Source organism: Kitasatospora sp. NBC_00315, from assembly GCF_041435095.1.
Lineage (GTDB): Bacteria > Actinomycetota > Actinomycetes > Streptomycetales > Streptomycetaceae > Kitasatospora.
Window position 1 is genome coordinate 930,704 of record NZ_CP108025.1, and the last position, 15,717, is coordinate 946,420.

At 69.3% G+C, this 15,717-nt stretch carries 12 protein-coding genes and 4 pseudogenes; 10 read left to right on the top strand and 6 right to left on the bottom strand.

The window, feature by feature from the left end; translation table 11 throughout:
* Position 1 precedes the first annotated feature (1 nt).
* From pntB to OG823_RS03905, 5 genes and pseudogenes are all read left to right on the top strand, one after another.
* The gene (gene pntB / locus OG823_RS03885; protein ID WP_371477509.1) at positions 2 to 1,465 is read left to right on the top strand and encodes a Re/Si-specific NAD(P)(+) transhydrogenase subunit beta; all 1,464 of its coding nucleotides are present in this window, start codon (positions 2 to 4) and stop codon (positions 1,463 to 1,465) included.
* A 404-nt stretch (positions 1,466 to 1,869) separates the two neighbouring features.
* A complete protein-coding gene (locus tag OG823_RS03890) occupies positions 1,870 to 2,553 on the top strand; it encodes a response regulator transcription factor (protein WP_371477511.1) in 684 nt (227 codons plus the stop codon).
* A gap of 11 nt (positions 2,554 to 2,564) precedes the next feature.
* Entirely contained in the window at positions 2,565 to 3,653 is a 1,089-nt protein-coding gene (locus OG823_RS03895) for a sensor histidine kinase (RefSeq protein ID WP_371477512.1), read from the top strand.
* A 301-nt stretch (positions 3,654 to 3,954) separates the two neighbouring features.
* Positions 3,955 to 4,944: an endonuclease/exonuclease/phosphatase family protein gene (locus OG823_RS03900; protein WP_371484297.1), complete on the top strand. Its 990-nt coding sequence runs from the start codon at positions 3,955 to 3,957 to the stop codon at positions 4,942 to 4,944.
* A gap of 330 nt (positions 4,945 to 5,274) precedes the next feature.
* Positions 5,275 to 5,616: pseudogene (locus OG823_RS03905) on the top strand (transposase); the annotation flags it as partial.
* A gap of 298 nt (positions 5,617 to 5,914) precedes the next feature.
* Here OG823_RS03905 and OG823_RS03910 read toward each other — a convergent pair.
* A complete protein-coding gene (locus tag OG823_RS03910) occupies positions 5,915 to 7,270 on the bottom strand; it encodes a GH1 family beta-glucosidase (RefSeq protein ID WP_371477515.1) in 1,356 nt (451 codons plus the stop codon).
* Positions 7,271 to 7,731: 461 nt separating this feature from the next.
* On the bottom strand, positions 7,732 to 8,409 hold the full coding sequence (locus tag OG823_RS03915) for a DUF4232 domain-containing protein (RefSeq protein ID WP_371477516.1): 678 nt from the start codon (positions 8,407 to 8,409) through the stop codon (positions 7,732 to 7,734).
* Between the two features lie 262 nt (positions 8,410 to 8,671).
* On the opposite strand from OG823_RS03915, the gene OG823_RS03920 reads away from it, so the two are divergent.
* Positions 8,672 to 8,911 (top strand): hypothetical protein, encoded by a 240-nt coding sequence (locus OG823_RS03920; RefSeq protein ID WP_371477518.1) that lies wholly within the window; start codon positions 8,672 to 8,674, stop codon positions 8,909 to 8,911.
* A gap of 371 nt (positions 8,912 to 9,282) precedes the next feature.
* Here OG823_RS03920 and OG823_RS03925 read toward each other — a convergent pair whose 3' ends face one another.
* Together OG823_RS03925 and OG823_RS03930 are read right to left on the bottom strand one after the other, a co-directional pair.
* Positions 9,283 to 9,645 carry a MerR family transcriptional regulator gene (locus OG823_RS03925; protein ID WP_371477520.1) on the bottom strand — a complete coding sequence of 121 codons (363 nt, stop codon included), beginning with the start codon at positions 9,643 to 9,645 and terminating at the stop codon, positions 9,283 to 9,285.
* 1,367 nt (positions 9,646 to 11,012) lie between these two features.
* Positions 11,013 to 11,174 (bottom strand): annotated as a pseudogene (locus OG823_RS03930) (non-reducing end alpha-L-arabinofuranosidase family hydrolase); the annotation flags it as partial.
* Between OG823_RS03930 and OG823_RS03935 the strand changes: the two are divergent.
* Together OG823_RS03935 and OG823_RS03940 are read left to right on the top strand one after the other, a co-directional pair.
* Entirely contained in the window at positions 11,152 to 11,529 is a 378-nt protein-coding gene (locus tag OG823_RS03935) for a transposase (protein WP_371477522.1), read from the top strand. The pseudogene OG823_RS03930 and the gene OG823_RS03935 overlap by 23 nt on opposite strands.
* A gap of 56 nt (positions 11,530 to 11,585) precedes the next feature.
* Positions 11,586 to 12,212: pseudogene (locus tag OG823_RS03940) on the top strand (glycoside hydrolase family 2 TIM barrel-domain containing protein); the annotation flags it as partial.
* Between the two features lie 260 nt (positions 12,213 to 12,472).
* Here OG823_RS03940 and OG823_RS03945 read toward each other — a convergent pair.
* Positions 12,473 to 12,829 carry a hypothetical protein gene (locus OG823_RS03945; RefSeq protein WP_371477524.1) on the bottom strand — a complete coding sequence of 119 codons (357 nt, stop codon included), beginning with the start codon at positions 12,827 to 12,829 and terminating at the stop codon, positions 12,473 to 12,475.
* Between the two features lie 218 nt (positions 12,830 to 13,047).
* On the opposite strand from OG823_RS03945, the gene OG823_RS03950 reads away from it, so the two are divergent.
* Positions 13,048 to 13,881, top strand: coding sequence for a DeoR/GlpR family DNA-binding transcription regulator (locus OG823_RS03950; RefSeq protein WP_371477526.1), 834 nt, complete (start codon positions 13,048 to 13,050; stop codon positions 13,879 to 13,881).
* Between the two features lie 115 nt (positions 13,882 to 13,996).
* Here OG823_RS03950 and OG823_RS03955 read toward each other — a convergent pair.
* Positions 13,997 to 14,236, bottom strand: a pseudogene (locus tag OG823_RS03955) (acetolactate synthase large subunit); the annotation flags it as partial.
* 115 nt (positions 14,237 to 14,351) lie between these two features.
* Here OG823_RS03955 and OG823_RS03960 point away from each other — a divergent pair.
* The gene (locus tag OG823_RS03960) at positions 14,352 to 15,566 is read left to right on the top strand and encodes an MFS transporter (RefSeq protein WP_371477528.1); all 1,215 of its coding nucleotides are present in this window, start codon (positions 14,352 to 14,354) and stop codon (positions 15,564 to 15,566) included.
* The last annotated feature ends 151 nt before the right edge of the window (positions 15,567 to 15,717 follow it).

The window sequence follows — 15,717 nt, forward strand, 5'->3', positions numbered from 1 at the left end:
GATGACTTCCACAACGGCGTCCCACGCCGCGGACCTGGTCGCCGCCCTGCTGTTCATTCTCAGTCTGGCCGGACTCTCCCAGCACCGGACCTCACGCGCCGGCGTCGTCTACGGCATCGCCGGCATGGCCCTCGCACTGGTCGCCACCGTCGTACTGGCGGCGCAGAGCATCACCGCCGGCGCGGTCGCCCTGATCGTCCTCGCGATGGTGCTCGGCGGTGCGGCGGGCCTCTGGCAGGCGCGGCGGGTCGAGATGACGCAGATGCCCGAACTCATCGCCGTCCTGCACAGTTTCGTGGGTCTCGCCGCCGTCCTGGTCGGCTGGAACGGCTATCTGGAGGTCGAGGCCCACGGCGCGGCCCAGACGCTGGTCTCCGGCGAGTTGCTGGGCATCCACCACGCCGAGGTCGTCATCGGCATCTTCATCGGCGGGGTCACCTTCACCGGCTCCATCGTGGCCTTCCTCAAGCTGTCCGCACGGATCGCCTCGCGCCCGCTGACGCTGCCCGGCAAGAACGCCCTGAACCTGGGGGCGCTGGCCGCGTTCGCGGGGCTCACCGCCTGGTTCACCGCCGGCCCGGGCCTGGGGCTGGTGGTGGCGGTGACCGTCCTGGCCCTGGCCCTCGGCTGGCACCTGGTCGCCTCGATCGGCGGCGGCGACATGCCCGTCGTCGTCTCCATGCTCAACAGTTACTCGGGCTGGGCCGCGGCCGCCGCCGGGTTCCTACTCGACAACAACCTGCTCATCGTCACCGGGGCCCTGGTCGGCTCCTCCGGCGCGTACCTGTCGTACATCATGTGCCGGGCGATGAACCGCTCCTTCATCTCGGTCATCGCCGGCGGTTTCGGCATCGAGGCCCCGTCGGGCGGGGACGAGGAACAGGGGGAGCACCGCGAGATCCGCGCCGAGGAGACCGCCGGGTTGCTCGCACAGGCCCGGTCCGTGGTCATCACCCCCGGTTACGGGATGGCCGTGGCCCAGGCCCAGCACCCGGTGGCGGAGCTGACACGCCGGCTGCGCGAGCGCGGCATCGAGGTCCGCTTCGGTGTGCATCCGGTGGCCGGGCGCCTGCCGGGGCACATGAACGTCCTGCTTGCCGAGGCGAAGGTGCCGTACGACATCGTCCTGGAGATGGACGAGATCAACGACGACTTCGCCGGGACTTCCGTCGTCCTCGTCATCGGCGCCAACGACACCGTCAACCCGGCCGCCACCGACGACCCGTCCAGCCCCATCGCCGGGATGCCGGTCCTTCGGGTGTGGGAGGCGGAGCAGGTGATCGTCTTCAAGCGCTCGATGGCGTCCGGCTATGCGGGAGTGCAGAACCCGCTGTTCTTCCGCGAGAACAGCAGCATGCTCTTCGGAGACGCCAAGCAGAGCGTGGACGCGATCCTCCGGGCCCTCACCGGCGAGGCCCAGGACGCCCCCGCCCGGACCGTCCGCCAGCCCACGGCGGCCGGCTAGGCCCGCCCTCCCCGAGCGGACCGCCCGAGCGCCACACCGGGCGGTCCGCTCGCACCGGCCCGGACCCGCGGCCGCGCGGGACGGCGGCAGTCCCGATCAGTGTCCGGGCACGAGCCCTCGGCAGACTCCCGGTGAACCGGTCGGTGACGGCGTCGTGGTCCCAGTGCCGGCCGGTATGGTGACCGCCGGCGCCCGGGTACCGCCCGCGCCCGGGTACCGCTGATGACGGCCGGGTGACGGCGGCGGAGCCCGGCCCCCGGGTGGGAACGGCGACGTCCTGTGGGTCCTCCGCCTCCGCCGGTGCGGTGCGGGTCACCGAGGAGGTGCCCTTCCCCCGGTGAAGCTGAGCGTGCCGAGCCCTTTTGGATACGCCGACGATAGGTGCGAGCTCGTAGCCTCGGAGCATGCGTGTACTGATCGTCGAGGACGAGCCCTATCTGGCTGAGGCCATCCGCGACGGCCTGCGGCTGGAAGCGATCGCGGCCGACATCGCGGGTGACGGCGACACCGCTCTGGAGCTGCTCGGCGTCAATGCCTACGACATCGCCGTCCTCGACCGGGACGTGCCCGGGCCCAGCGGCGACGAGATCGCCACGAGCATCGTCGCCTCCGGCAGCGGCATGCCGATCCTCATGCTCACCGCTGCCGACCGTCTCGACGACAAGGCCAGCGGGTTCGGGCTCGGCGCCGACGACTACCTCACCAAGCCGTTCGACCTCCAGGAACTCGTGCTCAGACTCAGGGCGCTCGACCGCAGGCGGGCGCACAGCAGGCCCCCGGTGCGAGAGATCGCGGGTCTGCGGCTGGACCCGTTCCGCCGAGAGGTCCACCGTGACGGCCTCCCCATCGCGTTGACCAGGAAGCAGTTCGCCGCGCTCGAAGTCCTCGTCGCTGCCGACGGCGGTATCGTCAGCGCCGAAGAACTCCTGGAGCGCGCCTGGGACGTGAACGCCGACCCGTTCACCAATGCCGTGCGCATCACGGTCTCGGCGCTGCGCAAGCGGCTCGGCCAACCCTGGATCATCGCCACCGTGCCGGGCGCCGGGTACCGCATCGACACTCGACCGGACACCGGAGGCCGGACGTGAGGGAGGAGAGCGTGGACAGGCCGCCCGGGTTGAGCGTTCGCGCCAAGCTCACCCTCAGCTACGCCGGATTCCTGGTGCTCGCCGGTGTCCTGCTGCTCGCGGCGGGGTGGGTGTCCGTGCTGCGTTTCATGCCCGAGGTGGGAAGCAGCCCCGCGGGGGCGCTGGACCGCTCCGACTTCCTGCGCATCTTCGCGTCGGCCGCAGGCGGGGTGCTGGTCTTCCTGTCGGCATTCGGTCTCCTGGGCGGATGGATTCTCGCCGGACGCATGCTCGCCCCGCTGACCCGCATCACGGACGCCACACGCGTGGCCGCGAACGGATCACTTGCCCATCGAATCCGGTTGCCGGGCCACCAGGACGAGTTCCGGGAACTCGCCGACGCCTTCGACGCCATGCTCGAACAGTTCGAATCACACGTCGTCGAGCAGCAGAGATTTGCAGCCAACGCCTCGCACGAACTGCGCACCCCGCTGGCCATCTCGAAGGCACTTCTCGACGTGGCCCGAAGCGATCCGACACGAGACCCCGGCGAAGTCATCGACCGCCTGCACACGGTCAACGCCCGGGCGATCGACCTCACCGAGGCGCTGCTCCTGCTCAGCCGCGTCGGCCAGAGGTCCTTCACCCCGGTCCCCGTCGACCTGTCCCTGCTCGTGGAAGAGGCCACCGAGACACTGCTCCCGCTCGCCGAGAAACGCGGTGCCACCATCGAGACCTCCGGTGACATCGCCCCGGCCTTCGGGTCGCAAGCGCTCCTGCTGCAGCTGACGACGAACCTCGTGCACAACGCCATCGTGCACAACCTGCCCGACCGGGGCACCGTGTGGGCGAACACCCGCGTCCGTCCCGAGGCCGTGGTGCTCACCGTCGAGAACAGTGGCGAGAAGCTCTCCCCACACCTGGTCTCGACACTCACCGAACCGTTTCAGCGCGGCACCGAACGCATTCGCACCGACCACGCAGGCGTCGGCCTCGGCCTGGCGATCGTCAAGAGCATCACCCACTTACACGACGGATCCCTCACCATCACCCCGCGCCCCGCGGGCGGACTGCGCATCGTCGTTCAGCTGCCCGCCCCGCCGAGGGACACAGCCGAGTAGTCCGGTTCGGCGACGCGGTCAGGCACGACCGCACGATCCGGGCGACCGCACGACCGGGCGATCCGAGCGATCCGGGACACCCGCGAAACCGCGTAGCCGGACGGCCCCCACAACCCTTCCAAGATTTCACAGTTCGGGAATTCGATCAGTGACTGAATCAGCACAACCACGCGCGAATGCGCGGCAGCAGGCCGAACTCGACGAGCGCGGCCAGGCCATCGACACGGCGGAGACCGGACCGGGCGGCGTCGGCCACCGGGACACCGGCTCGGGTGCCCGGCGTGCGGGCCTGGGCCGGGCGATCCGCAGCGGCGCCCGGCCGGAACCCTGGAAGCGCGGCCCGGTGCTCGCGACGCTGGCGCTGCTGCTCGGCCTGCTCATGCTGCTGCACGCCAGGATTCCGAACACCGGGGGCCTCGGCAGTCTGATGGAGACCTTCCTGCCGTGGTTCGGCCTCCTCGTCCCGGTGCTCCTCGCCGGTGCACTGTGGCGCCGCTCCGCCTCCGCGGTGGCCGCGCTGCTGCTGCCAGTCACGGTGTGGCTGAGCCTCTTCGGCGAAGTGCTCGCCGACAAGTCCCACCCGGGCGGCGACCTCACGGTGGTCAGCCACAACGTCGGCGCCGGCAACTCCGACCCGGCCGGCACCGCCCGCGACCTGGCCGCCTCCGGTGCGGACGTGCTGGCGCTGGAGGAGATCACTCCGCAGGCCCAGGTAACCTACGAGCAGGAGCTGGCGAAGACATACCCGTACCACGTGGTGAGGGGCACGGTCGGACTGTGGAGCAGGCTGCCGCTGTCGGACACCCGGACGGTCGACGTCGCGATGCCGGGCATGGTCGGGCCGCTGGCGGCGAACCTGTCGGCCGAGGAGAAGGCGGCCACGCCCCGGGCACTGCGCACCACGGTGGCCACCGACCGGGGGCCACTGGCCGTGTACGTGGCCCACCTGGGCTCCGTACGGCTGATGCCCAGGGGAGGCTTCTGGACCGACCAGCGGGACGACGGCGCGCACGCGCTCGGCAAGGCCCTCGCCGCCGAGCAGAACGAGCGGGTGGTGCTGCTCGGCGACCTGAACGGCACGATGGACGACCGCGCGTTCGCCGACGTCACCTCGCAGCTGAAGTCGGCCCAGGAGGCGGCCGGGAACGGCTTCGGCTTCAGCTGGCCGGCGACCTTCCCGGTGGCGCGGATCGACCAGGTCCTGGTCCGCGGCGTGGAGCCGAACAGCTCCTGGGTGCTGCCGGCCACCGGCAGCGACCACCTGCCGGTGGCCGCCCGCATCAGCTGGTGAACACCGCGCAAGGGCCCCGGTTCCGGCCGGGGATGCGGGAAATCGGCATCACCGGGGCGACCGTGTGAAGAACCGACGTGCCGTCGAACAGTCACTCGGAGACGGTGGTCAAGCACGCGCCGGCGAGCCGTAGGCCTCAGACACCTGGGCCCCTGCGGCCTCGATACGGATCGATGGCGTCCCGCTGTGTGGTGTAGCCGACCACTGATGAGGTGTGCGCGGGCTCGCTCCCGGGGCGCACTCCCATGAGGGCCTCACGCTCCCTGAGCATGGGTCAGCCACCGTGCAACTCTCCCCAGTGAACGGCCAGTTCAACGAGGGAGACGCACGGTGGCTCTGTCCCAGTCTGACCTACTACGCCTGCTGGAGTCCCTACGTTCGTCGGACGGGCTCGAACTCGTCAGAGGGGTGGCCGAGCGGATGCTCCAGGAGCTGATCGAGGCCGAGGCCACGGCCCGGATCGGCGCCCAGTGGAACGAGCACACCGAGACGCGCACCGCATTTCGCAACGGTCACCGCGACAAGACGCTGACCACCGCGGCCGGCGACCTGGACCTGGCCATCCCCAAGCTGCGGGCGGGCAGCTTCTTCCCCGCCCTGCTCGAGCGCCGCCGCCGCATCGACCAGGCACTCTACGCGGTCATCATGGAGACCTACGTCCACGGCGTCTCCCCTCCCTGTCAGCCTTGCGCGAGACATCCCGCATTGTCGGGTTGGCCCGAGCGGGCCCGAATAGGAGTTGGTCACGTCCGCTGGAGTGGCGTCTCGACCCCTCGCAGGTCGCGACATCGGTAGCGTCAACACTCGTTTCGTGCATAGTCACCGTGCTACTACGGCCTCCAGCAGCGGGACAGCCAGGCATGACTGCGGGATGGCCAGTTGGTGCGGCCGTAATCTCCGACTACTGTCTTGCCACTGCCCACGTCAGGCGATGCAGATCCGCATCGCCTGCCCAGGACCGACGCCAGGCCTACCTCGTGTGCCGGGCATGGTGGGCCGCGATCAGGTCGCGGTACCAGGCGTACGACGCCTTCGGGGTGCGGCGCTGGGTGGTGAAGTCAACGTGCACAAGGCCGAATCTTTGAGTCAACCCCTCAGCCCACTCGTAGTTGTCGAGCAGGGACCAGGTGAAGTAGCCCCTTACGTCGACGCCTTCGGCGACGGCTTCGGCAAGGGCGTCGAGGTGGCCGGCGAGGTAGCTGATCCGGTCGGGGTCGGGGACGCTGCCGTTGGCGGCGGGTTCGTCGGCGACCGAGCAGCCGTTCTCGGTGATGGTGACGGGCGGGAGGGAGGCGCCGTAGCGGTCGCGGAGGCCGACGAGGAGTTCGCGCAGGCCGTCGGGGACGACGGGCCAACCGAAAGCGGTGCGGGGGACGCCCTCGATCGGGACTTCGGTGAAGGGCAGGCCGGGGTCGATAGGGGCGGCGATACGGGTGGGGTTGTAGTAGTTGACGCCGAGGCCGTCGAGGCCGGGGCCCGCGATGAGATCCAGGTCGCCGGGCCGCACCGCGCCGCCGAAGTCCTGCGCCACCCCGAAGGCGGACAGGTCGGGGTAGCGGCCGAGGAGCAGCGGGTCGGTGAACAGGCGGTTGTGCAGGGCGTCGTAGGCGGTGGCGGCGGCCACGTCGGCGGAGTCGTCGGTGGCCGGGCGGACGGGGGTGAGGTTGTTGGCGATCATCACGTCCAGGCCGCGCTCGCGCAGCACCGCCGCTGCCAGCCCGTGGCCCAGGAGCTGGTGGTGGGCGGCGGGCAGGGCGTCGAGCATCAGGGTGCGACCGGGGGCGTGGATGCCGAGCGCGTACCCGTAGACCATGTGCACGAAGGGCTCGTTGAGGGTGATCCAGGCGGGGACGCGGTCACCGAGGCGGTCGGCGACCAGGGCCGCGTACTCGGCGAAGCGGTACGCCGTGTCGCGGTTCAGCCAGCCGCCGCCGTCCTCCAGAGCCTGCGGGAGGTCCCAGTGGAAGAGCGTGGGCAGCGGGGTGATCCCGGCTGCCAGCAGGGCGTCCACCAGTCGGTCGTAGAAGTCGAGCCCGGCAGCGTTCACGGCGCCCGCGCCGGTGGGCACGACGCGTGGCCAGGCGACGGAGAAGCGGTAGCCGTCCAGGCCCAGGCCCTGCATCAGGGCGACGTCCTCGGCATAGCGGTGATAGTGGTCGCAGGCCACCGCTCCGGTGTGGCCGTCACGGACGGTGCCGGGCCGTGCGGCGAAGACGTCCCAGATGGACGGCCCGCGACCGCCCTCGTCCACCGCTCCCTCGATCTGGTAGGCCGCGGTGGACACGCCCCAGCGGAATCCCGACGGCAGTTCAAGTCGATCCTGCATGACAACCTCCCACAGAAACGCGAGGAGGGCTCATGTTACTGACGCGACACAGAAGCACCAGAGGAAATCGGCCATGACGGTCGTGGCGCGACAGCCGGAAGCCACCGAACTGCCGCAGGTGCGGCAGCATCACTTCCGGCACACCCAAGCCCGCCACTGTCAGCTGGGATCCCTCGACGCCCGGCCAAGGGGTTCGAATAGTGTCGAAAGCCGAGGCCCCAGGGCCTCGGCTTTCTTGGTCATCCAACTATGCTGCACGGAAAGGATGCTGTGCATCTTCATGGATAAGTTCTCGACAGTCGAGCACGACCGCACCTGACGTACCGTCAGTCTCGGTGTGTCGTCTTGAGCGTGTCCTACCCGACGGGCTCCGACGCGCCTAGCGCACCCTCCCGCGCTCTGCCGACACACCCGGCGGCGGAGGGGCATCGACGTCCGCGGAGCCGGCGACGGGCGTGCTGCTACTTGTTGTGCGTGGGGTAGACCTTGACGTCGGTGTAGAAGCCCTTGATGTCGCCCGCGCCGGCGGGCCACTTCACGTTCACGTGGCTGGTCTGGTTCGGGGGCGTCACCTGGATCTCGGTCGGGCGGGTGAGGCTGTTGCCGCTGCTGTCGATCTCGTACGAGAGATTGAAGATTGCGGCTTCGCCGGGCTTCAGGTCGGTGATGCGGGGTTCGGCCGTGCCCCGCTCGATGGGGTTCGTGGTGGTGTCCTGGTCGGTGATGCCGATACCGGCGAAGCCCGTTGCCGAGCAGGTGGTGGTGCCCCGGTTGGTCATGGTGATGTCGATGGTGCCGGTGCTCGCGTCGGGCGAGGCGTTCTTGGCTTCGACGGTCAGGCTCTGGGTCTTGCAGGGCTCGACGTTCTGACCGCCCTGGGGTGCGCTGCCCCCACTGCTGCCGGACGCCGTGCTACCTGAACTCGGCTTCGGGGCCGAAGAGCTGCCCTTGCCCGCAGTGCCGCCGCTCGGGGACGGGCTGGCCTTCACCGGGTCGGAGGACTGGGAGGAGGCGGGCGGGACGCTTCCCTTGCCGGCGGTGTCCTTGGCCGAGTCGTCACCGGCGCAGGCAGTGAGCGAGAGGGCGGCAGCGACGCCGAGGGCCGCGAACGCGCTGGTGCGGCGGGTGTGGTTCTTCATGGTGCTTCCCCGTAACTGGTTTGGTGCGTATGGCACTTGCGGTCGAAATTTTCGTTCCTGTGCTCGAAAAGATTTTTATCACGGAGAGTGTGACGACTGGCTGCGGATGAGGTCCGGATCCTGTCACGAGGCTGTGGTGACCCATGCCCTGACCTTGAGATTTATCCGTGCCGCTCATCGCGCGTTGTCCCACGGTGGCCCCAAGGCGGCCCACAGGGCCCCGAACACGGCGAGCGAGAGCCACTTGACGGCCACTCAGGAGTTGCCGACTGAAGTGCTCGGGGATCTACCGGCAGCGCCGTTGGCCATCGCGGCCCGCGCGCACCTGCCGCGGGCCGCCGCCGTCGCCGGCAGCACGCCCTGGCCCTACCCGGAGCTCGAATTCCTGCCTTACGCCGCCACCGACGTCATCCACGCGGCGGCCGACACCGGCGACCGCACCACATTCCGGGCCCTCGGCGCGCCGCGCCCGCTCCTCGGGCGGGCAGGTGGGCGCGGATGACGGTGTGGAGGCCACCGGAGTCGCGGATTCGCACGCCGGGCAGGTCCGGCACCAGCCCGCCCGCTGCTGCTGCTGCTGCAAGCGCGGTGTCACGTCGGCCGCCGCCGCGTCCAGCACACTGCCCGTGTTCCGATCCGGATCACCTGCCGCTTCCAGCACCGGGGCACCCGTCCCCGGCCACAGCCGCACGGTGAACAGCGGCGGCCCGGCCTGCGGGCAGCGGTCATCGGTACGTCCCCTCCCCACGGTTCCGTAACCGCCGGTGCGCCCGCGTTTCGGGCGCACCGGCGGCCGGCGTGCGGGGCGGATTTTTCACCGTAGTGCCCGGCCACCCGCTGTGGCCGCCGTGCGGAAGGTGGGTTCGCCAGGCGTCAGGTGTCGGCGGCGGGCCCGGTTTCGTCGGCGGCGCTGCGCAGTTGTGCGTTGAGGCGCAGGGCTTCTTCGAGTTGGTCTTCGAGGATGATGATGCGGCAGGCGGCGTCGATGGCGGTGCCGCCGTCGACGAGGTCGCGGGCGCGCATCGCGATCCGTAGTTGGTAGCGGGAGAAGCGGCGGTGGCCGCCCTCCGAGCGCAGAGGGGTGATGAGACCCTGTTCGCCGAGGGAGCGCAGGAAACCGGCGGTGGTGCCGGTCATCTCCGCTGCGCGGCCCATCGTGTAGGCGGGATAGTCGTCATCGTCGAAGGAATCGGAGCTGGAACCGGGGTTCTGTGGCCGGATGGTGGTCGTGGTCACTGCACCTCTTCTTATCTGGGGTCGGGGACGCGTGGAGGGGCCCCGGTGCCGTGGCGGCTCCGGGGCCCCGAAGGGATACATCACCATCTACCGGCCTGAGCCGGGTTCCTTATGTCCGCACCACCCCGGGGGAAGGGGCATGCGGGGATCGCGAATGCGTGACCGGAAACCACCGTCCTTCGTAACTGGGGGGTCTGCGGTGTCCGCCCGGACAAAAAACCTCACGGGCCGGGCGATCCTGATGGCGCTCCGTCCCCTCCGTTCATCCTCTGTGGCTACTTGCCTGGTACTGCGAACTGCTCGGTACTGCTCAACACGGGTACTGCTGGGTACTGCTCAACACGGGTACTGCTCGGTACTGCTGAACCACACCTACCTACCTGGTACTGCTGCGACCCTCTCGAGCCGTCCGGTCCGGCAGCCAGCCCCGTCGCCCGTCCTGCTCACCTGCTCGGCTCAGAACCCCACTGCCAGACTCCCCGGCACGCGCGCCCGCAGCCGTGGCGCCTTCACCGGGATACCTCGTACCGCGACTGCTGGTACTACACACGCACATACCGCGGTACCGCTGTCGGTGGCCCCTGATCACTGCGGGCCACCCCGGTCCGGCTGCCAGTGCGTCGCCGTCCTGCACCTGCGCTGGCTTCGCAACTCTGCCGCCGCACCGCCTGTCACTGCTCACGCCCACCTGCCCGGCGTGTCCCGCGTACTGCTCACCCGCGAACCACTAACTACTGCGGTACCGCTGAGTGGCGGCCCCTCATCACTGCGAGCCACCTGGCCCGGCCACCGATCCCGTCACCGCACTGCACCAACCTTGGCTTCAGAACCCTGCAACCGTGCCGACCTGCGAACTTCTCGTAATTCTCCCGCCAGTTCGTGTCTGGCGGTACCTCTCGACTGCTTGCTACGAGAGAAACACTAACCACGACACCGCCCCATGTCTACTCCAGCCAACACAGATTTTTCCGTGTCCGACGGGAAGGCAGTCTCCGCCCCGCAGCCGGGCAGACCACGCCCGCAACGGGAGAGCACGCCAGCACCTCGCACCTGTAACGCGGGCGATGAACGGCACCGAGGTTCCCCCGATCACCCGCCCTGTCGGCTGCCCGCATGCCGGGCACGGCACCGGATGGTCCCGAGTCCGCGCCGACACCCGGATGACCTCACCCCCGTCCCTCACCTCCTCTACGACCAGCGCCGACAGCACCACACCCACAAGCTCATCGACCTTGCGCACAGCATGCCGACGGTGGTCGTTGCCGCTGGTCACCGCCGAGGGGCAGAGCCGCCGGCTGTACAGACCCGCGGATCGCGCTACGGGCGAGGCAGGACCGGAGGGAGGGCGCGTCCCCGGTCATCCATCAGCCGGACACGTTCAACGCGTAGACCAGATGCTTGCCGTTGTGGACCACGTCGGTGAAGTCCTTCACCGCGGCCCAACCGTTGGCCGGCTGCGCCAGCGCGCCGGTGGACGACCACCGGCAGGTCGACGGGAGGGTGCAGGTGCCGCCGGTCGGCGGGGGCCCGGGATCGGGCCGGGCCGCCCGCGCACCCGACCCGACCCGACCCGACCACGTTCTCGGGGACAAGGGCCACAACTCCCGCGCCTTCCGCTCCTACCCGCGCCGACGCGGCATCCCCCACACCATCCCCGAACAGGTGGACCAAGCCGGCGTCCGCCGGCGAAGGGGCCCGCGCGGTGGGCGCCCACCCGGATTCGACAAGCAGAAGTACACCCGTCGCCACACCGTCGAACGCTGCTTCCACCGACTCAAGCAGTGCCGCGGCATCGCCACGGATCGACCGGGTCGCGGTGCGAGCCGAGGCCGACGGGACGTTCGCCGCCGACGTCCAACCTCTACCAGGCGGAGGTGGTGCTGACCAACTCCTCGGGCGCCCAGGTCCACGGGCTCACCGAGCGGTTCGGCTTCCGGACGGTGGAGGTACGGGCGGGGGACGGCGTCTATGTCAACGGTGTCAGGGTGCTCCTCAAGGGCGTGACCCGCCGCACCTTCCACCCGACCCTGGGCCGTGCCTCCAGCCCCCGCCTGGCGCGCGAGGACATCGCGCTGATGAAGTCGATGAACGTCAACGCGGTCCGGATGTCGCACTACCCGCCGGACGCCTACTTTCTCGATCTCTGCGACGAGCTGGGGCTGTACGTCCTGGACGAACTCGGCGGCTGGCAGCACAGCTACAGCACCGCGGCCGGTACCCCGCTGGTCCAGCCGATGGTCACCCGGGACGTCAACCACCCGTCGATCCTGTTCTGGGACAACGGCAACGAAGGCGGCTGGAACACCGCCCTCGACAGCCTCTTCGGCTCCTGGGACCCGCAGAGGCGAGCGGTGCTGCACCCCTGGGCGAGTTTCGGCGGAATCGACACCAACCACTATCCGACCTACTCCCAGGTCCAGTCCAAACTGGCGGGCTCGACGGTCTACATGCCCACCGAATTCCTGCACGGCCTCTACGACGGCGGCGCCGGCGCCGGACTCGACGACTACTGGCAGCTGATGGCGAACGCACCGCACTCCGCCGGCGGATTCATCTGGTCGCTCATCGACGAGAGCATCCGCCGTGTCGACGGCGGCGGCGCGATCGACACGAACGGCAACCGGGGTCCCGACGGCATCGTCGGCCCGTTCCGGGAGAAGGAGGGGAGCTACTACACGATCAAGGACATCTGGTCGCCGATCCAGCTTACCAGCCGGGCCTACTACGAGAACACCTTCCCCGCGGGCTTCGACGGAACGGTCCGCCTGACCAACCGCTACGCCTTCACCAACACCTCGTCGAGCAGGTTCAGTTGGCAGCTGATCACTTATGCGACGCCGGGCGGGACCGGCCACACGGTGACCGCGCAGGGCACCTGCGCCAGTCCGAGCATCGCCCCGGGCGCCACCGGGGTGCTCACCCTCGGGTTGCCGGGGAACTGGGCCGACTCCGACGCGGTGCGGCTGACGGCCGCCGACGCGTCCGGCGCGAAGCTCGTCACCTGGGTCTGGACCGTCAAGAAGGCCGCCGACCACGTGCGCCGGATCGTCGTCCCCGTCCCCGGCGCCCCGTCGGTGACCGCGACCCAGACCAGCGACACGATCACGGGGCACAGCACCCGACGGTCCGGGCCCCCGGGGTTCGTGAAGCGGGTGGCGGCGGCTCGGATGTCCGGCTCGGACACGTCGGCCGTCCAGCAGGGAACGCCGGCGTTCGCGGCCGACCCCGGCGCGGCGACGAGGTGTCCGCGCAGAGCCTTCAACCGTCGGAGTCCGACCGGGAGGCGGTCCGATCGGCCTGCCGGTTCCCCCAAGGTGATGTTGACACCTATCCTGTACCCGGCCGGCTCCGGGGCTTCCGGTGTGATGTCACGGCGTCCGATGTGTGCGACAGGGGTTGGTCATGGCGGATGCGGCGTTGCTGGCCTCCCAGCGGCGTTCCCTCATCGTCGACCTGGTACGCCGCTCAGGTGCCGTCCGGGTCTCCGACCTCGTCGAACACTTCGGGGTCTCCGACATGACCGTCCGACGCGACCTCGACGCGCTCGCCAGAACAGGGATCGTCCAGAAGGTCCACGGAGGCGCCGTGGCCGGCCCCGGCGGCGCCGTCGACGAACCCGGGTTCGAAGCCAAGTCCGGCCGCGAATCCGCCGCGAAGGACGCCGTCGCCGACGCGGCAGCCGCCCTCGTCGAAGCCGGCGCCGTCATCGCCCTCTCCGCCGGCACCACCACCTACGCCGTGGCCACCCGACTGCTGAACACCCCCCACCTCACCGTGGTCACCAACTCACTCCCGATCGGCGATCTCCTGCGCGCCTGCGCCCACGAACGGGGCCCCAGCACACCGACACTGCTGCTGACCGGAGGCTCCCCCACCCGCTCCGCCGCACTGGTCGGCCCGATAGCCGAACAGACGATCCGCAGCCTCCACGTCGACCTCCTCATCCTCGGCGCCCACGGCATCTCGGACAGCGCCGGTCTGACCGCCCCGAACCTCGCCGAGGCACAGACCAACCGCGCCCTCATCTCCTGCGCCCGACGGGTCGCAGTGGTCGCCGACCACACCAAATGGGGAGTCATCGGGCTCAGCACCTTCGCCCGGCTCGACGAGATCGACCTCCTCATCACCGACGACAAACTCGACACCCAGAGCCAGACCCTGCTCAGGGACGCCGTCGGCGAACTGATCGTGGCCGGCACAGCCGAGCCCGACGACCGGTCAGCCACTCCCGGGTAAGGTAACCCCTTCGCTGACGGCGAGGGACCGATGGTGAAGTTGCGCCGACTGAACAGCGCGGTGATCCGGGTGAGCGCGCTGGGCTTGTCGACGAGGACCGACAACGTGTGCTCGCTCATGAGTTGTCGCTCTCCCACTTCGGAGTCATGTCTCGGGCGATCATGATGTCGTCATTGCTGGTGCCGGAGGGCACCACGGGCCGGACCATGGCGTCCTCGTGGACCACGAAGTCGACGACCACCGGCACGTCGTTGATCTCCATTGCCCTGGCGATCGTGGTGTCCACGTCCTCGGGCCGTGTGCACCGCGGACTGACGCAGCCGTTGGCCTCCGCCGGCTCGGCCCAGCGCGTCCCCGACTTCGTGAACCCCTCGCTCCACCGGGCTGCACCATTCTGGGCCCGTCCGGAGTTCTACGGTGTCCAGGCATGTGCCGGGTAGACGTCAAGTCACTATTTTACCGAGAGAACGATGAAAACTGAGAGCGCACCTAGCCGAACAGCGCAACTGACCATGTCGCGCGGACTGACCTTCTTGATCGCTCTGGCCTGCGGCGCGGTCGCAGCCAACATCTACTACGCGCAGCCCGTGGTGGGTCTGATCGGCCCCGATGTGGGCCTGAGTACGAGTGCCTACAGTCTTGTCGTGACCCTGACCCAGATCGGCTATGGCGTCGGCCTTGTCCTACTGGTTCCGTTGGGCGACATGTTCGAGAACCGTCGTCTCATCACGGTCACGTTGGTGGCATGCGTGGCGGCGCTTCTGGGCGGGGCGGCCGCATCGACCGCCGGCTTGTTTCTCGCCGCTTCGCTGGTGATCGGCCTGAGTTCGGTCGTGGTGCAGATGTTGGTGCCCTTTGCGGCTCATCTTGCCCCGGACGAAAGCCGTGGACGGGTCGTCGGCAACGTCATGAGTGGCCTGCTGATGGGAATCCTGCTTGCGCGGCCTGTATCCAGCATGACGACAGACCTGCTCGGCTGGCGTGCGGTCTTCGCCATCTCCGCCGGACTGATGCTGGTGCTTGCCGTGACCCTGCGCCTGATCCTTCCGGAGCGACGGCCGAGCACGTCCGTCCGCTACCTGGCGCTGTTGCGGTCGATGGGTCAACTGCTGGTCGGCACGCCGATCCTGCGACGTCGGGCGTTCTACCATGCCCTGTTGTTCGGGGCGTTCAGTCTGTTCTGGACTGCTGTGCCACTGATCCTGGCGAGCCCGGCGTGCGGCCTGAGTCAGGTCGGCATCGCCGTGTTCTCCCTGGCGGCGGTGCTAGGAGCTTGTGTCGCGCCGCTCGCGGGCCGCGTCGCCGACCGTGGTCTGACGAAACCTGCGACGGCCTTCGCGATCCTGACCGTCGTGGCCTGTTTTCTCCTGGTGTTCGCAAGTGGCGGACACGTCGTCGCGGTCCTGTTCGTCGCGGCGCTGCTGATCGACGTCGGAGTGTCGTGCAACCTGGTGCTGGGGCAGCGTTCGATCTTCGCGCTGGGGGCGGAAGTACGCAGCCGACTGAACGGCCTCTACATGGCGATCTTCTTCTGTGGAGGCGCGGTCGGGTCGGCCGTGGCCAGCGTGGTGTACGCGACCTACGGGTGGGTGGGTATCGCATGGTGCGGTATTGCCTTCCCGCTGCTGGCGCTTCTCTACCATCTGACGGATATGGTGCCGCGGCGTCCCGCGACGGCCGGGTGATCGTTGAGGCTTCCACGTACGCCCTCGTGCTCCGAACGCACAACGTGGAGGGTGCGAAAGGCCGGCCGCGGCATCCCGCCTTTCCCCTACTGCTGCAACCGCGTCCGGGGGTGGTGGCCCAAGCTTGGCGTTCAACCTCGCACGTCACCCG